Below are 25,036 nucleotides of genomic sequence, written 5' to 3' on the forward strand. Positions count from 1 at the left end.
TACAATGAACAATTCAATTGAAAAGGGAAAACCAATCGCTATCACCAGTTATATTTTGATTATTGGGGTACTAATTGCAATGTCGATGAACTCTGAAGACAAAAACAGCTTTGCTTCATTTCACATTCGTCAGGCATTAGGACTTTCCCTGACCTTTATTTCATTCGGAGCCATCATCAGCAATTTTGACAGCTTCTTTATTACTTTCCCAATGTGGATTTGTATTTCGATTTTATGGACTTACGGCATTTTTACCGCCATTCAGGGACAAACAAAACCAATTCCATTAGTGGGAGAGCTTTTCCAAAAATGGTTTCAAAAAATAGGGTAAATTTTAAATTACAATTAGAAAAAATCCAAATTTTAAATTCCAAATTCCAACAACAATGGTTTTAAGATTTTAATCGCTTCTTTTATCAAACTGTACAAGTATAAAGCTTGTCAGGCTGAGCGAAGTCGAAGCCCGACAAGTTTTATCTTAATACAACTTACATTTTACAACTCACATCTTACAATTAAAAATGAATCTATCTCTAGAATATAAAATACAAGAACCAAAAGTTATCTTAGACAAAAATCCTGTTTTAATTTTATTACACGGATACGGCAGCAACGAAGCCGATTTGTTCTCATTTGCAACCGAACTTCCTGATCACTATTACATTATTTCAGCCAGGGCACCTTATGATTTACAATATGGCGCTTACGCCTGGTATGCGATTAACTTTGATGCAGATCAGAATAAATTTTCTGACAATGAACAAGCAAAAACCTCCCGTGATGTAATTGCCGGCTTTATTGATGAATTAACGACTAACTACCCTATTGATCCTAATAACGTAACTTTGGTTGGTTTCAGCCAGGGATCCATTTTGAGTTATTCCGTTGCACTTTCATATCCCGAAAAAGTACAGCGTGTAGTGGCGATGAGTGGTTATTTTAATGAAGATATCATCAAAGACGATTATGATAAAAATGACTTTAAAAACCTAAAATTCTTTGCCTCACACGGAACTGTCGATCAGGTAATCCCAATCGAATGGGCCAGAAAAACGTCTGCAATTTTAGAACATTTGAATATTCCAATCACCTACAAAGAATATCCGGTTGGACATGGTGTTGCTCCGCAAAATTTCTTTGACTTTAAGAATTGGCTGACGGAATAGTTTTCAGTAAAAAGTAAAATGTGAGATGTAAAAATGATTGGTTTATCAGTTTTACATCTCACATCAAAAGCTATAAAAGTCGAAACGTTATAATCTATTCGCCTGTATAGATAATTTTACCATTCTTTTTCAGCACATAACCTTTCCAGGCAATTAATTGATAATCATCCTTTACCCAAGGCTCTCCTTCTGATTTTCTTTCTAAAAGGATTACTTCATCTTGAGTATCCAGAAAAAGCTCTGCTTTATTTCCGTCAAAAATAACATAAGCTACAGTGGAATATGTTTTTCCATCTTCGGCATGAGCTAATTTTGTACCGACTTCAAAAAGACGAACACATTCTTTCTTAAGAGCCGACCAGGTGTAACCCGCAGAAGGTTTACATCCATGAGCATCCGAATCTCCTCCAACAACAGCTGGTTTAACTTCTTCTTTCTTTTCAGAATTTTTATTCTCTTCAGCGACTTTCTTTCCGCAAGAAAATGAAAGTCCCGCAATAATAGCAAGCAAAAACACCTTTTTCATAAGTCGAATATTTAGTTAAACTGGTCTGAAAGTAAGAAAAGAGCTTCTTACTTTTGATACAGCCAGGTTTGGTTTACCTCAAAAGTAATACTTTCGTCATCATTAACAAAGTACTTCAACAATACTTCTCCCCACATTTCACCATTGCTGTAATCTGCAATAATCCATCTGTGATTTAAAATTTTCACCTTATTGATGATAAATTTATTCGGACCAATTTTGTCTTGTCCGGTATAAGGATTCCCGTTGGGGTTTGCATTTAAATCCAATAGTTTCTCTGTTACCAACGGAATTAGTTTTTCATATAAAATAACTTTTCCTCCGGTTGCACTATTGTCAAAATAATTCTGTGCATTTTCATTGTGCTCCAAAGAAAAATAATCTGCTTCCGCCAATTTTGTTGACACCAAATTAATACTGTCTCTCAGCTTTTTGGTCGTTTTTACATATCTGTCCTGCTCAAATTTTACTTCGCTGCTGTAAAACATATAGGTAAAAACATTCATTAATATCGCAAGGATAAAAAGGTAAAGCATTAAGGATTTTTTCATTTTTGTAATATAATTAAATTGTAATTTCTAAATTATCATAAGCCAGAAAAACATTTTCGGGCAATTGTTTTTGCACTTCTTCATGAAAGCCTAAAACGTGACTAATATGCGTTAAATAAGCAACTTCAGGTTTCACTAAATCGATAAAATCCAATGCTTCCTGTAAATTAAAGTGCGTATCGTGTGGTTCTACACGCAAAGCATTTACAACCAGCACCTTCAAATTTTTAAGTTTTTCAACCTCCGCTGCATCAACCGTTTTCACATCCGTCAAATAAGCAAAATCATCAATACGATATCCAAAAACCTGCAAGTCACCGTGCATGACATTAATTGGAATTGCCGTTTTATCGCCAACGGCAAAAGGCACGTCATTCACTACCTCAATCGTTTTAACGCTGGGTGCACCCGGGTACTTGTTTACAGTTTCAAAAACATAATCAAAACGACGTTTTAAATTGTCGATTACACGCTGATGTGCGTACACAGGAATCTCGCCCTGTCTGAAATTATAAGGGCGAATATCATCTAAACCGGCCGTATGATCAGCATGTTCGTGTGTAAATAAAATAGCATCGAGCTTTCGGCAGCCACAGGAAAGCATCTGTTGTCTGAAATCAGGACCACAATCGATCACATACGAATGATCGTCCCATGTAATCCAAATAGAAACACGAAGTCTTTTATCCTTAGCATCAGTGCTTTTACAAACAGGATGATCCACTCCGATTATCGGAATGCCTTGAGAAGTACCAGTACCTAAAAAATATACCTTCAATTGAACTTAATTTTTTTACAAAAATAGGATTATTTCTCTTTCATTAGAAGGCTAATTTACTAACTTTGTAACAAATCTATTTAAAATAAAATGGGTACAGAAATAAAACTCAAAGGTGACAGGGTCATCGAACAGATTCCTTCTATAAAAGACAAAGCATTACGCATTAATTTAAACGAGAATATTTACGGAACATTTGCTGAAATAGGCGCCGGGCAAGAAACAGTAAGGCATTTTTTCAGATCCGGAGGTTCATCGGGAACAATTGCAAAAGCAATGTCTGCCTATGACAAAGATTTTAGTGATGCCGTTTATGGAGCTGAAAACGATGGACGTTATGTAACTGAGGAACGGTTAAAAAAAATGCTTACCCATGAAGGGCAAATCATCGAAGAACGACTAAGCAGAGAAAAACATCCAACAAAGCTTTTCTTTAGTTATGCCAACACTGTTGCTACCATAGATTTCGCTAAACAATTTAAAGGTCATGGCTGGGTAGGAATCCGCTATCAAATTGAACCGGATGAAGCATATAACGAAATTATTCTACACATTCGTTTTAAAGAAACTGATGCCAGACTACAACAGGAAACACTTGGAATCTTAGGAGTTAACCTAATTTATGGTGCTTTTTACAAATACAACGATCCAAAACGATTACTTCGTTATTTATACGATCACTTAGACAAAGACCAGCTCGAAATCGACACCATTAACTTCTCAGGGCCTCGTTTTGCTCATGTTGACAATCGTTTAATGAGTTTACAGTTGGTTAAAAACGGAATGACTGATGCCGTAATGTTCAATCCGGAAGGAAAAAACATATTACCGGCTGCTATTTTATACAAAAAAAATCTTCTTGCTTTAAGAGGAAGTTTCCGTCCGGTTACAAAAGTAAACATGGACATGTATGAGAAGTCACTTAAAATGTTTTTGGAAGAAAACAAAGTAGAAAAAGACAATACATTGGTTATTTTCGAAATTACACTTTCTAACTTACGTTCTGATGGTGAAATTGACGAGCGTGACTTTATGGACAGAGCCGAATTACTTTGCTCTTTGGGTCAAACTGTAATGATTTCAAATTTCCAGGAATATTATAAGGTAGTAGAATATTTTGCCAATTATACCAAAGCCCGTATGGGATTGGCAATGGGTGTAAACAATTTAGTAGATATTTTTGATGAGAAATATTACCGTCATTTAAGCGGTGGAATATTAGAAGCTTTTGGAAAACTATTCTACAGAGACATGAAAGTTTTCTTGTATCCGATGTTAGACGAAAATGGCGTTCTAATGAACTCAAACAACTTAAAAGTACATCCAAGAATGAAAGAATTGTACAAATTCTTTAAATTCAACGGAAAAGTAATTGATATCGCAGATTATGATCCGCATAACTTAGAAGTTTTCTCTCGTGAGGTACTAAAAATGATCAATCAGGGAAAAACGGGATGGGAACACATGCTTCCAACTGGTATTGCCGAAATCATAAAAGAACATCATCTTTTTGGGTACCATCCGCAGAAAGAACTGGAGCAAAATACTTAATAAAAAAAGTCCCGATAAAGGGACTTTTTTTTGTTTCAAGTTTTCTTTGTTTCAGGTTTTGGTCCGAACAAAATTTTACCGCAAAGCACGCTAAAAATAACATAAGTGTTGCGTATAAAATAAAAAAACAAAGTTCGCAAAGTTTATTCAATATGAAGCTTTGGAACTTTGCGTATAAAGACTTAACGTGCTTTGCGGTAAAGAATTCTAAACTAAGATTTCAAACTCAAACTTGAAACTTGAAACTTTAAACCTGAAACTTTAAACCTAAAACAAAAAAACTTACTTCAAAATCTGTGCAGCGTGTTCTTTCGTTTTTACTTTTTCGATTACCTCGTCGATAATTCCGTTTTCATCTATAACAAAAGTGGTTCTGTGGATTCCGTCATACTCTTTTCCCATAAACTTCTTAGGCCCCCAAACCCCAAACGCATTAATTACAGATTTATCTTCGTCTGCCAATAACGGAAAAGGAAACTCGTACTTATCTTTAAATTTTAACTGTGCTTTCTGGCTGTCAGCACTAACACCCAGAAGTTCGTAATTATTCGCTTTAAAACGCTCAAAATTATCCCTTAAATCACAAGCCTCAGCTGTACATCCCGGAGTACTTGCCTTTGGATAAAAGAAAACGACCAATTTCTTTCCGGCATAATCTGCCAGTTTATGCGCCTTCCCATCCTGATCTACTCCTGAGAAATTTGGTGCCTTATCGCCTTTTTGTAATGTTACCATTTATTTAGATTATTAGATTGTTAGACTTCTTAGATTATTCGATTAATTAGATTGCAACTTAAAAATAATTCATTCCCCATAATCAACCATTCACCTATAACATTTTACAATGTACATTTTACAATTCACAATTAAAATAATACTATTTTTACGGGATTAAATTTACGGAAATGAATAAAGAAGCTCGAGTAACATTTGTTATAAATACGTTAAAAGAACTCTACCCTACTATACCTGTACCATTAGACCACAAAGATCCCTACACGTTATTAATTGCAGTTTTACTTTCGGCACAATGCACTGACGTTCGTGTAAACCAAATTACTCCTATACTTTTCGCAAAAGCAGATAATCCTTATGACATGATTAAAATGTCGGTTGACGAAATTAAAGAAATTATTCGTCCTTGCGGTTTATCCCCAATGAAATCTAAAGGAATTCATGGATTATCACATATTCTGATCGACAAACACAATGGTGAAGTCCCTCAAGATTTTGAAGCTTTGGAAGCTTTGCCGGCAGTTGGACATAAAACAGCAAGTGTCGTAATGTCACAGGCTTTTGGTGTTCCTGCCTTTCCGGTTGACACTCACATTCACCGATTAATGTACCGATGGAATCTTTCGAACGGAAAAAATGTAGTGCAAACGGAAAAAGATGCTAAAAGATTATTTCCTAAAGAATTATGGAATGACCTGCACCTACAGATTATCTGGTACGGACGTGAATATTCCCCGGCAAGAGGATGGGATTTAGAAAAAGATATTATCACCAGAACTGTTGGTAAAAAATCGATATTAGAAGAAGCTGCTAAAAAGAAAGTTTAGCAGCTTCTTTTTTATTTTTACATGCTTCCTTTAAGAGCATTGTATTCTTTTGTCATATTCAACGATCTGTAAATACCTAAGAGTGATTTTACAGCATTTTCATTTTTAGGCTCAATCACAAGTGCTTTTTTAAGATACGGAATAGCACTTTTTACCACCTCGTCCTTCTGAGCATCCAATTTATCAAATTGTTTCATTTCATTAGCACTGGTACCCAATGATGACATCTGATCCTGAATTTCTTTTCTAAACTGCACTTTAACATAAGCCAGATTTAAGCAACAGGTAAGGCAATCCTGATTCACTTTTAATCCATCTTCATAGTATTTCTCCGCATTTCGAAAATCATTTCTCTCCAGGTAAGAAAAGCCTAAAGAAACCAGAATCTCTTCTTTCTTAGAAGGCGGATTAAAATTTCTTGGTTTTTCATATAAACCTTCATTAATACTAGATTCTCTTGCACTCATCGAAATAAATACTTCTTCTTGCTTTGTTTTTTTATTTGTAGCATAAAAAACCATCCCTTTTCCGGAATAGTTTATTTTTTTTAGCTCCTCAAAATATTTTATGGCAGCGTTGTAATCCTTACCTGCTAACGAAGAAGAGGCCGCATTGAACAAGTTTAGGGTGTCTTTTTTATCAAACAAATACACTTCATAACTCTTATCGGCACTTTCTTTAAATTTTCCAATTTTATAATCATTGTACGCACCATCGACCAATTTTGACTTCATTTCTTTCAAAGCAGAACTCGCTTTAAAAGCATACTTATAATTTCGGGATTCATTTTCATACAATAATACATCCTGATAAGCTGCTGATGCCAATGCAAAATTACTTGCAGCATCGACATTTTTAGTTGCAAGATCCTTATAAACATTACCTTTTGTAAAAAAATAATCCGTCTTTACCTCGTCCGGTGCATTTAATATCTGATATTCTATTTTTTTTAAAACGGCTAATGCTTCCTGGTTTTTCCCTTTAGCATAATAAGATTGTGCCACTTTTAATTCTTCTTTTTGAGCAAACGCTCCAATACTTATCATCAGGAATAATGATACTATTTTTAGGTTCTTTTTCATTTTCGGTTTGGTTTAGTTGTTTAAAAGATTTTAGGGTAATCCAAAATGAGGCACTATCAAGAACATCCAAACGAAAGCAGTAAAGATTATTACAACATCCGTTTAAATACCTGACAAGAACTCATCATTCTTGCTATTCTTTACAAAATACCAGGAGAAACAACAAACGAAACAAAGTGTGGGTAGTTTTTCTTCATCAATTTTTTGGTTTTTGGTTAGACTTATAAAAGAATCCTCTTAAATAAACTTTTCTATATATTGAAAGGTTTTTAATACACAAATCATCTATATAGAGCAAATTTATTGAATAAAAATCCGCTTTTTAACTATAATAAAGCTAAATATAAAATAAATAAATGAAAATCAAACAAAACATAGAAATTTAACAAATTGCCTATCCAAAATCTGAAGACTTCTTTTTACATCAATCAGAAGACACTAGCCAAAATACAAAGCTTTCCAACCTGAATATCTGACTCTTAGCATAAGTTAGGTTTTGTAAAAAATTACTGATTTTAAACGCAAAAGAATTCTTCCAATTCTTTGCCGCGGACCAACTGAAGCAAAAAAAAAACTCACTACCTGCCTTTACATGCAAATAGTGAGCTTTCAACCAGAACGACCATCTGGTTTTTCTTTCGAAACAAACATCCGACAAATGTAGTGGGCTGTTTAATTAGCTATAATTTCAAAACTCTTATCTTCAATTTTCACAACTTTCAAGGCTTGTGAATAACTAAGTAAAAAAGAAATAACTTCTTTTTTGGGTTTTAAATCTTTAGAAGCTAATGCTTTTTTAGAGTAAATTTTCGCCATACCATCAAAACGTTTTATACTAGTACAACGAAGCAATACCTTAATTAGTATTAGTTGGTTAAAATAATTTGATGTTTATCAATTATTTTTCTCAAATTCATCAAAGCATATCGCATTCTTCCTAATGCTGTATTGATACTCACATCTGTAAGCTCTGAAATTTCCTTAAAACTCATGTCCTGATACATACGCATCACCAATACCTCTTTCTGATCTTCAGGCAACTCTTCGATGATTCTTTTTAAATCAACCTCGACCTGATCAAAAATCATTTTATTCTCAATAGTCAAAGAATCATCAGACATGACAGAGAATATCGAAAACTCTTCTGTTTCTCTGTACATTGGCATCTTTTTGGTTTTACGAAAGTGATCCACAATCAGATTATGGGAAATACGCATCACCCAAGGCAGAAATTTACCTTCTTCATTATAGGAATTACTTTTTAAGGTTTTGATTACCTTAATGAAAGTGTCTTGAAAAATATCATTTGAAATATCTCTATCCGCAATCTTTGAATATATAAATCCATATATCTTAGACTCGTGCCTTTTAATTAATGTTGCAAGGGCATTTTCGTTGCCTTCAACATAATTTTTTACCAATAGAGCGTCAGGAATATGCACATCAGCCATAATACTACTTTTTTAGTTTCTATTTAAAATTTGGAGTAATTTTATAAAAAGTAGTTTTATTTTATAGGCGTGGCTTTTGAGTTATGGACTAGTGTTAATATTTTGATCAAATTTAACAAATTAATATTTTAAAAAGCAAACAAAAAGACGAATAATTAACAATAAATTGTTAATTATTGCAGGACACATTTCATTTTTGTCTCCTTTCAGATCAAGCCAAACCCAATTCGACACTCTTTTAACATGAAAAAGCACAATTAAAAAACAGAAAAGCGAGCACTTGTGCAACCTTAAAACGGTTTGTCTGTTTTTTAATTTAGAATAAGAATTTGATCTGCTATCTTTTCTCCAACTTATATTCATTATTTTTCTCACACTAATCTGATCGCTTTTAACTCTTAATCTATCCAATCACTAAATCACAATTCTGTTAGAATTTGGAACAATCTGATTAACAAAATTGAAATCAAAATTGATTACTTTTGTAGAAATTGACTTTTTTTATGCAAATTGATCTTTCGACTCTCGACCCAAAACATAATATTATCATTAAAGGCGCACAGGTACATAATTTAAAAAATGTAGATGTAGCGATACCCCGAAATAAATTAGTTGTTATTACAGGCCTTTCAGGATCAGGTAAGTCGAGTCTTGCATTCGATACCTTGTATGCCGAAGGACAGCGTCGTTATGTAGAAAGCTTATCTTCGTATGCGCGTCAGTTTTTGGGACGTCTGGACAAGCCAAAAGTAGAATACATAAAAGGTATTGCGCCTGCCATTGCAATTGAGCAAAAGGTAAACACTACCAATGCGCGATCTACTGTGGGGACTTCAACGGAGATTTACGATTATATGAAATTGCTTTATGCCCGAATTGGCCGTACCTATTCACCAGTTTCCGGTCAGGAAGTCAAAAAAAATACCGTTACCGATGTAACTACAGATGTAAAAACGTTAGAATTAGACAGTAAATGGCTCCTCCTAGCCCCTATTCATCTTGAAGAAGGCAGACAGCTGGAAGACAAACTGAAAGTACTGCTTCAACAAGGTTTTGCTCGTATTTTGGTTCATAACGAGATGGTTCGTCTGGATGATTTTTCACCAACAGATCTTCATCAATTAGACAATAAAGACATTCTATTGATTATCGACCGAATTGTGGTTAAGGAAGAAGAAGAATTCTACAATCGTCTGGCCGATGCAGTACAGACCGCTTTTTTTGAAGGAAAAGGCATTTGTTATTTACAAGAACTGAACTCCGATAAAAAATTCTCTTACTCGAATAATTTTGAGCTTGACGGAATTACTTTTTTAGAGCCTAACGTACATTTGTTCAGTTTCAATAACCCATACGGAGCCTGTCCGGTTTGTGAAGGCTACGGAAATATTATTGGTATCGATGCTGATTTAGTGATTCCAAACACTTCTCTGTCCGTTTTCGAAAGCGCCATTTACCCCTGGAGAGGGGAAAGTATGAGCTGGTACAAAGACGAACTTGTAAAACACGCTTATAAATTTGATTTTCCTATTCACAAACCTTTCTTCGAACTTTCAGAAGAACAGAAAGATTTAATCTGGAAAGGAAACCAATATTTTCAAGGTCTAAATGATTTTTTCAAAGAACTTGAAGAGAAAAACTATAAAATCCAGAACCGTGTAATGTTATCCCGTTACCGTGGAAAAACAAAATGTCATGCCTGTCGTGGTAAACGCTTGCGCGAAGAAGCATCTTATGTAAAAATAAACGGCAAAACGGTCTCAGATTTAGTCGATTTGCCCATCAAACATTTAGTTACTTTTTTCAAAAACATCGATCTGAATGTTTACGAACAGCAAATTGCAAAACGATTAATGGTCGAAATCAACAATCGTTTGTCTTTTTTAACTGAAGTTGGTTTAGATTACCTGACTTTAAATCGAAATTCGGCAACACTTTCGGGTGGTGAGTCACAACGTATCAATCTTGCTACTTCTTTGGGAAGCAGCTTAGTTGGATCAATGTACATTCTGGATGAACCCAGTATTGGTCTGCACCCAAAAGATTCTGAAAGATTAATTAAAGTGTTACTATCACTTCGTGATCTTGGTAATACAGTAATTGTAGTTGAGCACGACGAAGATATTATGAAAGCCGCCGATATGATTATTGATATTGGTCCCGAAGCGGGTACATTTGGCGGAAAACTGGTCGCTCAGGGTACGTATAAAGAAATCCTGAAATCAGATTCACTAACCGCCCAATACCTGAACGGTGATTTAGAAATTTCTGTTCCGAAAAGAAGACGTAAATTCAAAAACCATATTGATATTGTAGGAGCAAGAGAGAACAACTTAAAGAATATTAATGTCACTTTTCCTTTAGACGTTTTAACCGTCATTACCGGAGTTTCCGGAAGTGGAAAAAGTACCTTGATTAAAAAGATATTGTTCCCGGCCATGCAGAAAAAACTGGACAGTGCTGCTGAAAAAGCAGGTCAGTTTAGTGAACTAAAAGGTTCGTTTTCACAAATCAAACATATCGAATATGTCGATCAGAACCCAATTGGAAGAAGTTCCAGATCCAATCCGGTCACTTATATCAAAGCCTACGATGATATTCGGGACTTGTATGCTAAAGAAAAACTCTCTAAAGTAAGAGGATATCAGGCCAAGCACTTCTCTTTTAACGTCGATGGCGGCCGTTGTGAAACTTGCAAAGGAGAAGGGGCTATAAACGTCGAGATGGTCTTTATGGCCGATGTTTCGCTACCATGTGAAACCTGTGGAGGAAAACGTTTCAAAAAAGAGATTTTAGAAATTAATTTTGATGAAAAAAACATCAACGATATTCTGACCATGACTATCGATGATGCGATTGCCTTTTTCGACAAGAATAAACAATCCAAAATTACTCAAAAATTACAGCCTTTGCAGGATGTAGGGTTAGGATATGTACAGTTAGGGCAATCCTCTTCTACTCTTTCCGGTGGTGAAGCACAGCGTATTAAGCTGGCTTCCTTTTTAGTCAAAGGAGCTACGAAAGACAAAGCCTTATTTGTTTTTGATGAGCCAACAACCGGCTTGCATTTTCACGACATTAAAAAATTAATGACTTCCTTTGATGCCTTAATTGAAAAAGGTCATTCTATAATTGTCATCGAACATAATCTTGATCTTATAAAATGTGCTGACTGGATTATTGATCTGGGGCCGGAAGGTGGTGAAAATGGCGGTCATCTACTAGCTGCAGGAACTCCCGAAGATATTGTAAAAGTAAAAGAGTCGGTTACCGGAGTGTACCTGAAAGACAAACTTTAACCTTAGCAAAAATTTCAATAAAAAATCCAAATTCAATACTATAATTGAAATTTGGATTTTTTTTCTTCATTTTTAAGCTGCTATGCCACTAAGCATTTTTCTTCAAAAGGAAAGCCATCTTCATCAATGGCAACTAATATTTTCTTTTGCTTTGTGGCTTCTATGGTCAGATAAAGCCATGCAAACGACCACAATCCCAGGGTAAGGCAAAAAATCATAAAATTTAAACTGTGGTTTACTACTTTTCCTCCTTTACTCAAAACCGCAAAAAGCAATTCATCGTTCCTTTCCTCCAGCGTAAATCCATTTTGCACTTTATTTGATATCATATTAGAAAATACTTGCAAGCTTTGTTCCTGACTGAGTTGGCCGTTCTTCATAATAATTCCTTAAAAATTAATCCAAATACTACTACAATTACTTCACAATTTTAAATTCTAAAAACATTCTAATTTAAATAAACACTATAGCATGTACTTTTATTGTCTGCTTTTCATAAGATATTTTTACCCTAAAACAAAAAGTATTGCCATATTCTTAGCTAAAGTTAATTTTTATAAAATAAACCACAAAACAAAAGACTGTTAAAATTTTAAGATTACGTGCAGAATTTCAACACTTTACTCTTTATTCTTAACATTAAAAGGAGGTGCCTGATAGTCATTATTCAGATAATTCGCAGGAATTGTAGTGGCGTTACCATCACGAAGTGCTCCGTAATGAGGAGACATGATTTCTATTCCGGCAGCATTAAACGAATCCTGAATGTTTTGATGCAAAGACGAATAAATTCTGGGTTGTTTCGTTGGCTCTTTGGTGTAAACGTTGATTTGATAAGAAACATAAAAGTCATCCAGACTGGTTTGCAGAACAAAAGGAGATGGTGTCTGCTCGACCATTTCCGTTTTTAGAGCAGCTTCAATCAATGCTTTATAAATATCTTTATAAGGAACATCATAGCCAATCGTAACGGTAGTATGAATCAATAAACCATTATTAGCATGTTTTGTATTCGCTGAATAATTGGTTGAAGTACTTGATAAAACAGTCGCATTAGGAATCGTGATATCCTCAAATTTAGGTGTTCTGACACGAGTAACTAAAGCCGTTTTTTCAATCACCTCTCCGCTAACATCGCCAATTTTTATAAAATCACCAATCTTAAACGGACGCATATAGGTAATCACCAAACCCGCCACCATATTAGCAATCGCATTAGAAGAACCCAAAGAAAATAAAACCCCAACAAATACCGAAACACCTTTAAATATTGGAGAATCCGATCCTGGCAAATACGGAAATATAACCACCAACATGAAAGCAAGCATCAGAAAACGAATGATATTAAAAGTGGGCATTGCCCAATCGCTATAAAAGCCATCAATTTTAATATTCTCTTTTTTTATCTCATCAAAAAAGAATTTGATCACTCTTATGGAATATTTAAAAATAACAATGATAACCACTATAGTGACTAAACTTGGCAAAAAACCCACAAATCCCATTACCGCAAGTTTTGCAGGCGAAAGAATCCAACGCAGCAAAGTAGTTGTATACGCTTCGGTAGCAGGAAAAATACTGAATAATAATGGTAATGAAAGATATACTATTAAAATAAGTGTTATTACCTTAATAGCACTATACAATCGCATGAGCAAAAACTGCTGTTTTTGAGGTGAGAGGATATTGATATTATTATACTTGAATCCTTTAAAATGTCGGTCGCTATTTTTTAGAATGTACAACTTTACCCTGTTGAATAATTTACCAACAAAGTACAAAACAAATCCAATAATTAAAACCAGTAATGCTGTATATCCTAATCTTTTTGGAAGCATAGAGTAATTATCATTCTGATACACAATCGCTCTTTTAATCAGGTTTAAATTTCGCTTTGCGATGAAATCTGCGGTTTGATTCTCTGCTTTTGCATCTACATCTAAAACAGACATGATGACAAAATCATTCTTATAAACAATGTCCTGAGAAATATCTGAAGATACAACCGAAATCGAATCAGCTATAAAGAATGAATCCTCGTATAATTTTCTGATCTTTTCTGTAATTGCATTTGCTCTGTTTTCGGGCGAAAAAGAACCTACTTTATGGTACACATAAAAAAGTGTGTCTTTAAACGGTTTTACGGGATATCCCTTTGTTTTTACTTCTTTAACAGTCGTTTTCGATGTTTGAGAACTGTCTTTCTGAGCAAAAGTCACGGAAGAAAACAAAGTAATAAAAAGCGCTAAAAAACAAACAATTTTATTTCTCATATACTGTCAGCCATAAGTTAGTTAACCTTTCTAACAAATATAAAGACAAAACAGCTTCAATTGTAAATTACTTTTGCTACTTTTTTGAAATGTACTAAATTTTAATTCCTATCTTTTTTAAAACAGTATCGATTACTTTATTGATATCAGGAGAAATCGCAAATTTATAATTTAAATAAACATATAAAATGGTTACTAAAACTGACTTTAAAGCAATACTAACCAATTGATAAAAAGGGAATTCCCAAAAGTAAAACAATAAAAATAATGCAAATGTAATTAACATCGAGTATATTGTCTGAATAGTAAAAGGATACAAATGAAGCCTTTTAACCACAAAAAGTAATTTTGCCAAACTATATAAGGTAATCGATAGTAAAGTAGCAAAAGCAGATCCGAAGATTCCAAAAATTGGAATAAAGATCATGTTTAAAATTACGGTCAACGCAACCAGCATTAATCCTAAATACAATACCATACGGTAATATTTAGTATTAAAAATGATCGCATTATTGTTTCCTAAAATTAAATCAAAGTATTTAGACAAGCCAATCATAAATACAACTGCAATTCCACCACTGTATTCTTTTGGAACCAACTCGTACAACTGACCGATATTTACAAATATGCAAAGCATTACAAAACCACCCACAATCTGTAGGTTTATTGACGTTTTTTTGTAAAGCTGATTCAACTCATCATGTTTATTATCGTGCATTAATTTTGCCGTAATTGGATATACAATCTGATGCATAGCACGGCTTGGAACCGAAATAACCAAGGCAATATAGGTAGCAACAGAATAAAAAGCAATATTTTCAATCTGCATATATTGATTTAATATCATTTTATCTCCATCCAAAAGCAAATTGGCAACACTTCCGGATAAAATAATATAAAAAGTATATACCAGTATATCTTTTGTATTTGCTGGTATTGTGAACTGAAAAGTTGGCTTCTGAATACTAAATGCATATAACATGGTTATCAGGAATGCTAAAAAATATAAAATTGCTGTTGCATACACAAAACCTTCAACGCTAAGCCAATTATAATAAACACCTATTAATAGAAATAATGAAAATAATCGTAAACCCACTTCCTTTACGAAATTTCCAAAAACGGAATGCATATTTACCCGCAACCAGGCATAAAAAATCTCAAAATACGCCATGCACAATCCAATGAAAGGTATTAACCATATATAGCTTCTAACAATCGCATTCTTTTTTGACAAAAAGAACAGAATCTCATCATAAAAAACAAGACCTATCAGTAAAAGCGGGATTATTAATAGCAAAGGAAACAAAACCGTAAAAGATAGAAAACGGGATTTTTCTTCCTCAGTTTGATATTGCGAATAAAATTTAACCAAGGTATTTTGCATACCAATCGCAAATAATGGCATAATCACATTGGCACAAGAAGTCACATAATTAGTTAAGCCATAAAAAGTGGCACCCAAAAAAACAGGATACAAATAAAGTGTATTAATGGCTCCAATACCGAAACCTATGTAGGTGATAATTGTATTTTTGAAAGACTGATTTAAAACAATACCCATTTTTGGATTTCTGAATTTAGATTTTAGATTGCAGACTAGCTTAGTTAATCAACTGTGCTAATTGCTTGGTTAGATTCTTTCTGGAATATTGTTGTAAACCAACACCATTGGCCTGTAGTTTCCCTTCTAAAAATTGATTATAAAAGTCCAAAATTACACTTTTTAACTTCGCTTTTTCAGAATAATCAAAAAATACTCCTGTATTGGTTTCTTTTATGATATCGGCAAAATCAGAACCCTGAGGTCCTATGGCTATTATTGGACGATTGGACACCATATATTCGAATAATTTACCCGGAATTATACTTTTGGTATCCTCGGAATTAATTTCGATTAAAAGCAAAACCTGCGATTTCTTTTGGTGTGCTATCGCTTCATGATGCGAAACATATCCTAAAAGATTCAAATAATTTTTCAAATCAAATTCAGTGATAGCATCCAATACCTCCTGACTTACTGCTCCAATTAATTTGATTTCTAAATGTGACTTGAACTCCGGAACTTCCTGAAGCAGTTCTACCAGACATTCCCATAAAAATTGAGGATTTCGATCGGATAAAAAAGATCCGATATGCGCCAAAGTAAATTTTGCATCTAAGGTTTGTTTCTCTACATTTTCGATGTCATAACCATTAGTAATCACCGAAATTGGTTTGTTGGTAATGGCCTCAAACTCCACTTTCGTAGTTTTACTTGTGACAATAATAGTGTCGGCACTATTAAGCACTTTATGTTCGAGGTTTTTATGTTTTTTGGCGGCATAACCCGATAAACGCAATGCTTTGTGATATCCAATTGTAGTCCATGGATCACGGAAGTCGGCAAACCATTTTACATTCAGTTTCTCTTTTAGTTCTAAACCAATCAAATGCAAACTGTGCGGCGGCCCCGAAGTAACAATAGTGTCAATATTATTTTCTTTGATATACTTTTCTAAATAAGCCACTGAAGGTTTTACCCAAAAAACACGGGCATCCGGAATAAATAAATTACCACGAACCCAAAGAAAAGTTTTGTCTAAAAAGGTTTGTTTCTTCTTGTGCGGAAAAATTCCCGAACTAATTTTCTTAGTTTTATTCTTCGAAAAAACAGAAGCCAGCTGATACGGCTCCCAGATTTTATTTTTAAGAACAATTACTTTATCGGAAATCTCATTAACCAGACCTTCATCAACAATTGGGTAGGTTGGGTTTTCAGGAACATAAACTATTGGCTGTATGCCAAATTCGGGTAAATATTTTACAAATTTTAACCAACGCTGTACACCTGGTCCTCCAGCCGGTGGAAAATAATAGGTAATGATTAAGAGTTTTTTTTGTTCCATCAGATTTCATTCATTTCACAGAGATCCACCAAGTTTTCACCAAGCCTCACAAAGATCTTTAATTTATTTTAGCGTATCTCCGTGATTTCTTTGTGAATCTTTGCGGAAGAACTTTTCGAAATAAACTCCGCCAATCAAAAGCAGAAACATTCCAATGCAGCTTGCCAATGTAATTACACTTCCTGTTTTAACAACCTGCGGTTCAAATTTAAATTCGATAGTATGTTCGCCACCCGGAATTTCCATAGCTCTTAAAACATAATCTACAGGGAAATGATCCGTAAGTTTACCATCAATATAGGCATTCCATCCATTCTTATAATAGATCTCAGAAAAAACAGCCAAAGCATCTTTTTCGTTGTTTGATTTGTATTTAATGTAGTTAGGCTTGTACTGTACTACCTGAATAGTCCCTGTAGTGTCCCACTGTTTTTTCATACGGGCATTTCTAAATTTACCCTCATGCTCACGAACGTTGAAAACCGCTACCGTCTTAGTATCGATATGATCCAATGCTTTCATTACATCATCCGGTTTATTTACCAATTTTACAGTACTTACAAACCATGCATTTCCATTAGCATTTGGATTTACTGTTGGAAATTCTTTTCCTTCTTTATCCGTTTGGATGATGTATTTTACATTCAACATGTCTAAGACTTCGACATTGTTTTTTGCAATCTGATAGTCAAAAAGCTGTTGTATTCTTCTTGGTTTTGCGGCATGGTATCCGCCTAAAGAATGGTGAAAATAAGAAGCACGTGCACTTGACATGTTTCCGCTTACTTCAAAAACTCTGTAATGTGTAGTATCTTTTAAAATCTGAGCATCAGAAGGTGTTTCCTGAAATGGCGCCGCAATTTGTACCGGGCTCACAAAATCCTTGGCTGATACATATTTTTTATCAACAAAAAATAAATCAAAAATCATCAAAAGACCAACGATAATCAAAGTAGTATTCTGAGCCAGTTTATTTTTAATGAATAACCAAAGGATTCCAAAAGTAATCACGATAAAAAAGCCTGATCGCAATAAATCAGCGGAATACAAACTCTTTCTATCTTCTTTCAAGGCATCTACAAAAGCAGGTCCGTAACTTTCTAAGAAATAATTATCACTGCTGCCTGTAAAATGAAACATGCTTTTAGCGAATACAAAAATCAAAATAACACCCAATCCAAAAACTCCTGTCTGCACAAGCGCTTTCTGCTGCAATTTAGGTTCTTCTTTAGCTTTAAAAAACGATTGTAATCCCATAACAGCCAGAACAGGAAAACACAATTCAAGAATAACCTGAATCGATGACACCGCTCTAAACTTATCATACATTGGAATGTAATCGATAAAAAAGTCTGTCAGTAACGCGAAGTTTTTCCCCCAGGAAAGTATTAGCGAAACTAATGCTCCTGTAAAAAACACATATTTTATTTTTCGATCGTCAATAAATAAAGCTAAAACGGCTAAAAAGAAAACCACAACTCCAATATAAGCCGGAGCTGCTACTATAGGCTGATCTCCCCAATACGTTGGCATTCCCGACACAAAATCCTGTGCCTGCTCTGAGGGTACTCCCTGTTCAATCATGAAAGAATACATACGACTGTCTGTTCCTACATTTTCATGATTTGAACCACCAAAAAGTCTTGGAGCAATCAAGTTAAAACTTTCAGCAATTCCGTAACTGTATTCTGTTATATATTCACGGCTTAGTGCATTTTCATTAGTTTTTTTAGAACCATCGGGATTAAAAGTTAATTCACTGTTACTACGGGTACTAAATTTAGCATATTCACTGGTTGCTAACAAATTAGTAGCATTGGCTCCAATAGCAAAAATTCCAGCTACAGCCAAAACACCAATAGCCGTTAAAAGCGATTTATATTCTTTTTCTTTGATAAAACTAAAAGCAAAATAAGCTGAAAGTATCAATAAGAAAATCAATAAATAATACGTCATTTGAAAGTGGTTGGCATTAACTTCTAATGCAACCGCAAACATGGTGAGCAGACCTCCCCAAATATACTTTTTTTGAAAAACGAGTATGAATCCGGCGATAACAAGCGGCATGTAGGCAATAGCATGTGCTTTTGCATTATGTCCAACACCTAGAATGATAATCAGGTAGGTCGAAAAACCAAAGGCAATTGCCCCGATAAATGCTTTTAAAGGATCGGTTTTTAAAACCAGCAACAGTCCGTAAAAACCTAAGAAATATAAAAATAAATAATCGGCAGGACGAGGAAGAAAACGCAAAGCATCGTCTAATTTACCCACAAAATCATTAGGATAATTAGCTCCCAGCTGATAAGTTGGCATACCTCCAAACGCAGAATTTGTCCAATAAGGTTCAGAATGTTCTGCAGCTCTAAAATCGTTTTGCTCTTTAGCCATTCCGGTATATTGAGCAATATCCGACTGGAAAATTTGTTTTCCTTGTAAAACCGGGTAAAAATAAATTAAAGAAACGAGAATAAAGCCCAGGATAACAAGGGCATGCGGATAGAACTTATTTACTATTTTCAATTTAGGCTGGTTTGGGTTAAATGATGAATCCTATAAATTAGGTCACAAATTTAATCTATTTCTTCGTAATCAACATAATCGCCAACCTTTTTGGTTTCACGAGTTTTTTTTGCATTGGATGTATCGATAATAATTTCATCATTATTCGTACGTGTTTTTTGCCATGTATTACCCTGACTATATTGTTGTTGTCTTTGAAAATTCTCTCCAGCTTTTTCTACTGCTTTTTTTACCAATACCGGCAAAAAGATTCGTGCTAAAAATTTAAAAATATAATAAAACGCAACGATCCACATTATCGTTTTAATCAGATTTACAAAAGATGCTTCTTGCATGATCATATAATTTTTTTTCAAAATTAATAAATCCATCGTTTAAAATTAAAATATCAATCTTAAATAAATAATAAAATATAGTACATTTGAAATGCGTTATTACTTTTTAATCCAAAAACACGTTTATGTTAAAAAATAAAAACTTTTTTACTGCAGCTCTTTGTTTATTACCTCAATTATTTTTTGCACAGTACACTGATGTCATCAATTCAAACCGTCCCGGCGAAACGATGTCAGCCTATGCTGTTGGAAAATCAGTTATACAGGCAGAACTTGGTGTATATGGCATCAAAGAAAAACACAATCTGCTGGATTATGACGCCAATGGTTTTGGTACAGATCTGACTATTCGTTATGGTGCTTTTTTAGAAAAACTGGAACTTATTGCGGACATACAGTACCAAATGGAAAATTTTGACACGCCATACACGAGTTATAAAAAAAATAATTTCAGACAAACGGTTTTAGGAGCCAAATATCTGATTTATGATCCCTATAAAAACTACAAAAAAGAAGCCAATATTTACAGCTACAAAGCCAATCGCAGCTTTAATTGGCACGAGCTAATCCCTGCCGTTTCGTTATTTGCCGGTGCTAATTTTGTAGGTAAAGACAATCCTTATTCTTTTTCCCCGCAATCGAGTATTTCTCCAAAAGTGATGTTGATCACTCAGAATCTATTTGGCGGTGGAAAATGGGTTTTCGTAACTAATATTATTGCCGATTATATTTCAACAGACTACCCGAGCTACGGCTATGTGCTTACTCTTACACGCGGATTTAACGATAAATGGTCAGGTTTTGTTGAAAATCAAGGCTATAAAAGTGACTTTTACAGCGATGCCATTGTTCGTGGTGGAGCAGCTTACCTTATTAATCCGAACCTTCAGGTAGATGCATCTATAAGTACAAACTTCAAAAACACGCCTTCTATATTGTACGGAGGAGTTGGGGTTTCCTGGCGCTATGACGGGCGTTACAAAGAAAATCAACTGCAAACTAAACGTGAAGACAGAGCCAAAAAGAATAAAGATAACGAGCTGGAACAAAAAGAAATCGATTATCAGGCAAAAGAACGAAAACGTAAATCGAAATACGAATAGTTAAAATTGTAAGAAAAAAAGTACTTTATTTTTTCTTATAATGTAGGAAAATAATTATATTTGAAAAATTATACGCCAATTTTCAAATATGAGAAAGATAAATTACGCCTTTCTATTATCACTGTTAATCTGTTTATCAGCCAAATCCCAAAATACCGGAGTAGAAAAAGACATTTACAACCTACAAACCGGCTTTTTGGGAATATGGATCAATAACGAGCATCGACTACTCAATCAAATAAGTTTACGAACCGAAATTGGTTTTGATGGTGGTTTTCGTGGATGTTCTGGCTGTACTACTACATATGCAATAGCTCCTGTAGTTAACCTGGAACCAAGGTGGTATTACAACATCAATAAACGGAATCTAAACAACAGAACAACAAAGAATAGTGCCAATTTTATAACTTTAGGAATCAACTATTATCCCAACTGGTTTGTTATTTCAAATCTTGGAAATGCCTACATTACTAATCAAATTGCGCTAATTCCTAAATGGGGAATAAGACGAAATATTGGAAATACCAATTTCAATTATGAAGCCGGTATTGGAATTGGGCGTAGATTTTATCTGGATAAAAAATTTTCAGATACTACCGCAGACCTTCATCTTCGAATCGGCTACACTTTCAAATGATTCACTAACCTTATTAATCAGGGCTTTTTTTACACAATTCTTTTTTGTTAAATCAAAGATAGCTATATTCGTTTCTTAAATCGTAGCACCTAATTTAAAGCAACATTCTTAACAAAGAAAATCTTAATGATTACAATTAAAGAAGCCATAACCAAAAAGGAATTAACTGACTATATCAAATTTCCGTTTTCAATCTACAAAGACAATGCCTACTGGGTCCCCCCTATTGTGGCAGATGAATTAGAGTCATTTGACAAAACTAAAAATCCTGCTTTTGACAATGCCGAAGCCTATTTTTATCTGGCTTACAGAAATAATGAAATAGTAGGACGAATTACGGCTATCATCAACTGGTCTGAGGTAAATGACCAACATAAAAGAAAAGTTCGATTTGGATGGTTTGATGCAATAGACGACATCGAAGTCACAAAGGCCTTGCTGGATAAAGTTTACGAATTGGGAAAAAAACACAATCTGGAGCACGTTGAAGGCCCGATGGGATTCTCGAATCTGGACAAAGTTGGCGTTCTTACAGATGGTTACGATCAATTGGGAACTATGATTACATGGTACAACCACCCCTATTATGTCACACATTTTGAGCAATTGGGTTTTCAGGTTGAAAAAGAGTACCTCGAAAGCATCTTCCCTTTTTCAAACGTCAAACCTGAATTTTTCCTTAAAGCACAAGAACTCATCAAAAAAAGGTATGGCTTACGCTCATTGACTTTTACCAAAACAAAAGACATCATGCCTCACGTAGACAAAATGTTTGATTTGTTTAATGATTCATACGCTAAATTAGCTTCGTTTGTTGCCATTTCGGATGTTCAGAAAGAATACTTCAAAAAGAAATACATCAGCTTTATCAATCCGGAATACATCAAGTTTGTGGTTGACAAAGACGATAATCTGGTGGCCTTTAGCATTGTAATGCCTAGCTTTTCTGAAGCTTTACAGAAAGCAAAAGGAAAATTATTCCCGTTTGGGTTTATTCATTTACTAAGAGCCCGTAAAAAGAGTAAAGATGTTGTTTTTTACCTGATTGGGGTACACCCCGAGTATCAAAACAAAGGAGTTACCGCTATTATTTTTGATGAATACTATAAAACTTTTTCCGAAAAAGGAATTCAGAATTGTATCAGAACTCCTGAATTAGCTGACAATACAGCCATTCATTTACTTTGGAAAAATTTCGATCCAAAAGTGCATTGCCAGAGAAAAACGTATTTAAAATACTTGTAAATAGTTTTCAGCATCAGTCGCAGTTAACAATTTTACCCATAAAAAAAATCCATTCGTTACACGAATGGATTTTTTTACTTTTTAATACAATCAGAGCTTACTCTACTTTGCAATCTACTTTAGTCAGAACATTTTTCTGGTCAAATTTCAACTGCTTTTTATCTTTAAAAGAGAACTTCCCGTTTGCTTCTACTACATCGCCATAGCCTTCAATAAAAGCTCCGTCTTTTTTCAAAAACACAACTTCTCTGACAGAGGAAACGCCTTCAGACATGAAAGTATAATCGGCAATTAACGTATCACCTTTCATATTACCAATCAAAGTTCCTTCGTTTTTATCCTTTCCTGATATGTTATAACTTAGTTTCCCGTTTACTTCCTGATGAAAATTGACATTAAGACTCATCTCAGTCACGCTATTACGAGTTCTTGATGCATAACATTGATCTCCTGCCGGTTCAACGATCTCAGCTTCTTTTGGTGGACTTGGCGCTATCTGCACCGGATCGGTATCAGTCGTTTTTTTACAGGAAATAAAAACAGTGAGCATTATCATGGATATTACTATTACTTTTTTCATAATTGACATTTTACTGATTTTGAATGATAAAAGTACCCCAAATAAAAAAAATCCACTCGTATAACGAATGGATTCTTTTATATAATTCCCATATCAGGAATTTATTTCTTTAAAATTTTACGAAACGTCAACAGTAGTACGTTCAGCGATTTCTTTATAAGTTCCGTTTACTAATTTTTCACGAATGGCTTCAAAAGCAGTTAACGTTTCATCAATATCAGCCAATGTATGAGAAGCTGTTGGAATCATTCTTAACAAAATAATCCCTTTTGGAATTACCGGATATACCACGATAGAAAGGAAAATACCATAATTTTCTCTTAAATCGTTTACCATTACCATTGCTTCAGGAATACTTCCTTCCAGATAAACCGGAGTAATACAAGTATTCGTATCTCCAATATTAAATCCTTTTTCTCTTAAACCATTTTGTAATGCATTTACATTCTCCCAAAGTTTGTCTTTAATTTCAGATGAATTACGCAACAACTCCAAACGTTTTAATGAACCAATTGTCTGGATCATTGGCAATGCTTTAGCAAACATTTGTGAACGTAAGTTATATTTTAAGTAATCAATTACGGTTTTATCTGCTGCTACAAAAGCTCCGATATTAGCCATAGATTTTGCAAAAGTAGAGAAATAAACATCAATTTCATCCTGAACTCCCTGCTCCTCACCCGCTCCGGCTCCTGTTTTACCAAGTGTACCAAAACCATGCGCATCATCCACTAACAAACGGAAATTGTATTTTTGTTTCATAGCAACAATTTCTTTCAATTTTCCTTGTTGTCCACGCATTCCAAAAACACCTTCGGTAATGAATAAAATACCTCCACCCGTTTCCTGAGCCATTTTTGTAGCACGCTGAAGATTTTTCTCCATACTTTCAAGATCATTGTGCTTGTAAGTAAAACGTTTTCCCATGTGTAAACGAACACCATCAATAATACAAGCGTGCGAATCTACATCGTATACAATAATATCATTTTTAGTAACTAAAGCATCTATGATCGAAACCATCCCCTGATATCCGAAGTTCAATAAGTAAGCCGATTCTTTCATTACAAAAGAAGCCAATTCATTTTCTAATTGCTCATGATAAGTAGTGTGTCCTGACATCATACGAGCTCCCATAGGATATGCTGCTCCATATTGAGCTGCTGCATCAGTATCTGCCTTACGAACCTCAGGATGATTAGCCAAACCTAAATAATCATTTAAACTCCAGTTTAGAATATTTTTTCCGTGAAATGTCATTCTAGGACCCAACTCTCCTTCTAACTTTGGGAAAACATAATAACCTTCTGCCTGAGAAGCCCATTTTCCTAATGGTCCTTTATTGTCCTGAATTCTTTCGAATAAATCTTTTACCATAATATATTGTGTAGTAATATTTTTATTTTATACAGGGTGCAAAAATAAATATTTATTCTGTGCTATCATAATAATTTAAAAATGATTCTGACCAAAATTGTTCTTTGAT

23 protein-coding genes are annotated in these 25,036 nt (G+C 34.3%); 8 read left to right on the forward strand and 15 right to left on the reverse strand.

Features of this window, described 5'->3' with window-relative positions; translation table 11 throughout:
• The first annotated feature begins 4 nt into the window (after positions 1-4).
• Both B0A80_RS17395 and B0A80_RS17400 read left to right on the forward strand, forming a co-directional pair.
• Positions 5-331, forward strand: coding sequence for a membrane protein (locus B0A80_RS17395; protein ID WP_017498824.1), 327 nt, complete (start codon positions 5-7; stop codon positions 329-331).
• Positions 332-521: 190 nt separating this feature from the next.
• Positions 522-1,166 (forward strand): alpha/beta hydrolase, encoded by a 645-nt coding sequence (locus tag B0A80_RS17400; protein WP_089078118.1) that lies wholly within the window; start codon positions 522-524, stop codon positions 1,164-1,166.
• Positions 1,167-1,260: 94 nt separating this feature from the next.
• Here the strand turns inward: B0A80_RS17400 and B0A80_RS17405 are convergent, their stop codons facing one another.
• The 3 genes from B0A80_RS17405 to B0A80_RS17415 are packed head-to-tail and all read right to left on the reverse strand — an operon-like array spanning position 1,261 to position 3,021.
• Positions 1,261-1,692, reverse strand: coding sequence for a hypothetical protein (locus tag B0A80_RS17405; RefSeq protein ID WP_089078119.1), 432 nt, complete (start codon positions 1,690-1,692; stop codon positions 1,261-1,263).
• 47 nt (positions 1,693-1,739) lie between these two features.
• Positions 1,740-2,243, reverse strand: coding sequence for a hypothetical protein (locus tag B0A80_RS17410; RefSeq protein ID WP_035747178.1), 504 nt, complete (start codon positions 2,241-2,243; stop codon positions 1,740-1,742).
• Between the two features lie 13 nt (positions 2,244-2,256).
• Positions 2,257-3,021, reverse strand: coding sequence for an MBL fold metallo-hydrolase (locus B0A80_RS17415; RefSeq protein WP_089078120.1), 765 nt, complete (start codon positions 3,019-3,021; stop codon positions 2,257-2,259).
• Positions 3,022-3,111: 90 nt separating this feature from the next.
• Here B0A80_RS17415 and B0A80_RS17420 point away from each other — a divergent pair, with 90 nt between their 5' ends.
• Entirely contained in the window at positions 3,112-4,572 is a 1,461-nt protein-coding gene (locus tag B0A80_RS17420) for a TonB-dependent receptor (RefSeq protein ID WP_017498819.1), read from the forward strand.
• A gap of 282 nt (positions 4,573-4,854) precedes the next feature.
• On the opposite strand, the gene bcp is transcribed toward B0A80_RS17420, so the two are convergent.
• Positions 4,855-5,307 (reverse strand): thioredoxin-dependent thiol peroxidase, encoded by a 453-nt coding sequence (gene bcp / locus B0A80_RS17425; RefSeq protein ID WP_070906789.1) that lies wholly within the window; start codon positions 5,305-5,307, stop codon positions 4,855-4,857.
• Positions 5,308-5,477: 170 nt separating this feature from the next.
• Between bcp and B0A80_RS17430 the strand changes: the two genes are divergently transcribed.
• Positions 5,478-6,134, forward strand: coding sequence for an endonuclease III domain-containing protein (locus tag B0A80_RS17430; protein ID WP_070906791.1), 657 nt, complete (start codon positions 5,478-5,480; stop codon positions 6,132-6,134).
• Positions 6,135-6,151: 17 nt separating this feature from the next.
• On the opposite strand, the gene B0A80_RS17435 is transcribed toward B0A80_RS17430, so the two are convergent.
• The 3 genes from B0A80_RS17435 to B0A80_RS17440 form a co-directional block, all read right to left on the reverse strand.
• The gene (locus B0A80_RS17435) at positions 6,152-7,216 is read right to left on the reverse strand and encodes a tetratricopeptide repeat protein (RefSeq protein ID WP_017498747.1); all 1,065 of its coding nucleotides are present in this window, start codon (positions 7,214-7,216) and stop codon (positions 6,152-6,154) included.
• Between the two features lie 672 nt (positions 7,217-7,888).
• Complete coding sequence (locus tag B0A80_RS20840; protein ID WP_017498746.1) at positions 7,889-8,032, reverse strand: hypothetical protein; 144 nt, start codon at positions 8,030-8,032, stop codon at positions 7,889-7,891.
• Positions 8,033-8,082: 50 nt separating this feature from the next.
• Positions 8,083-8,667 (reverse strand): RNA polymerase sigma factor, encoded by a 585-nt coding sequence (locus tag B0A80_RS17440; RefSeq protein ID WP_017498745.1) that lies wholly within the window; start codon positions 8,665-8,667, stop codon positions 8,083-8,085.
• A gap of 503 nt (positions 8,668-9,170) precedes the next feature.
• Between B0A80_RS17440 and uvrA the strand changes: the two genes are divergently transcribed.
• Positions 9,171-11,966: an excinuclease ABC subunit UvrA gene (gene uvrA / locus B0A80_RS17445; RefSeq protein ID WP_089078121.1), complete on the forward strand. Its 2,796-nt coding sequence runs from the start codon at positions 9,171-9,173 to the stop codon at positions 11,964-11,966.
• An 80-nt stretch (positions 11,967-12,046) separates the two neighbouring features.
• Here uvrA and B0A80_RS17450 read toward each other — a convergent pair whose 3' ends face one another.
• From B0A80_RS17450 to B0A80_RS17475, 6 genes are all read right to left on the reverse strand, one after another.
• Entirely contained in the window at positions 12,047-12,346 is a 300-nt protein-coding gene (locus B0A80_RS17450; protein WP_017498743.1) for a hypothetical protein, read from the reverse strand.
• Positions 12,347-12,586: 240 nt separating this feature from the next.
• Positions 12,587-14,239: a mechanosensitive ion channel family protein gene (locus B0A80_RS17455; RefSeq protein WP_089078122.1), complete on the reverse strand. Its 1,653-nt coding sequence runs from the start codon at positions 14,237-14,239 to the stop codon at positions 12,587-12,589.
• A 94-nt stretch (positions 14,240-14,333) separates the two neighbouring features.
• Entirely contained in the window at positions 14,334-15,803 is a 1,470-nt protein-coding gene (locus B0A80_RS17460; RefSeq protein WP_089078123.1) for a lipopolysaccharide biosynthesis protein, read from the reverse strand.
• A 40-nt stretch (positions 15,804-15,843) separates the two neighbouring features.
• Entirely contained in the window at positions 15,844-17,127 is a 1,284-nt protein-coding gene (locus B0A80_RS17465) for a glycosyltransferase family 4 protein (RefSeq protein ID WP_089078124.1), read from the reverse strand.
• Positions 17,128-17,190: 63 nt separating this feature from the next.
• Positions 17,191-19,650 carry a YfhO family protein gene (locus B0A80_RS17470; RefSeq protein WP_089078125.1) on the reverse strand — a complete coding sequence of 820 codons (2,460 nt, stop codon included), beginning with the start codon at positions 19,648-19,650 and terminating at the stop codon, positions 17,191-17,193.
• 50 nt (positions 19,651-19,700) lie between these two features.
• The gene (locus B0A80_RS17475; protein ID WP_017498738.1) at positions 19,701-20,021 is read right to left on the reverse strand and encodes a DUF4834 family protein; all 321 of its coding nucleotides are present in this window, start codon (positions 20,019-20,021) and stop codon (positions 19,701-19,703) included.
• An 89-nt stretch (positions 20,022-20,110) separates the two neighbouring features.
• Here B0A80_RS17475 and B0A80_RS17480 point away from each other — a divergent pair, with 89 nt between their 5' ends.
• From B0A80_RS17480 to B0A80_RS17490, 3 genes are all read left to right on the forward strand, one after another.
• Positions 20,111-21,088, forward strand: a complete 978-nt coding sequence (locus B0A80_RS17480) for a transporter (protein WP_070906800.1) — start codon at positions 20,111-20,113, stop codon at positions 21,086-21,088.
• A gap of 88 nt (positions 21,089-21,176) precedes the next feature.
• Positions 21,177-21,725, forward strand: coding sequence for a hypothetical protein (locus B0A80_RS17485; RefSeq protein ID WP_089078126.1), 549 nt, complete (start codon positions 21,177-21,179; stop codon positions 21,723-21,725).
• Between the two features lie 126 nt (positions 21,726-21,851).
• Positions 21,852-22,970 carry a GTP cyclohydrolase gene (locus tag B0A80_RS17490; RefSeq protein ID WP_070906802.1) on the forward strand — a complete coding sequence of 373 codons (1,119 nt, stop codon included), beginning with the start codon at positions 21,852-21,854 and terminating at the stop codon, positions 22,968-22,970.
• 97 nt (positions 22,971-23,067) lie between these two features.
• Here B0A80_RS17490 and B0A80_RS17495 read toward each other — a convergent pair whose 3' ends face one another.
• Positions 23,068-23,550 (reverse strand): hypothetical protein, encoded by a 483-nt coding sequence (locus tag B0A80_RS17495; RefSeq protein ID WP_165769278.1) that lies wholly within the window; start codon positions 23,548-23,550, stop codon positions 23,068-23,070.
• A gap of 117 nt (positions 23,551-23,667) precedes the next feature.
• Positions 23,668-24,927, reverse strand: a complete 1,260-nt coding sequence (locus B0A80_RS17500; protein WP_070906804.1) for an aminotransferase class I/II-fold pyridoxal phosphate-dependent enzyme — start codon at positions 24,925-24,927, stop codon at positions 23,668-23,670.
• Between the last annotated feature and the right edge of the window lie 109 nt (positions 24,928-25,036).

Source organism: Flavobacterium tructae, from assembly GCF_002217475.1.
GTDB classification, from domain to species: Bacteria; Bacteroidota; Bacteroidia; order Flavobacteriales; family Flavobacteriaceae; genus Flavobacterium; species Flavobacterium tructae.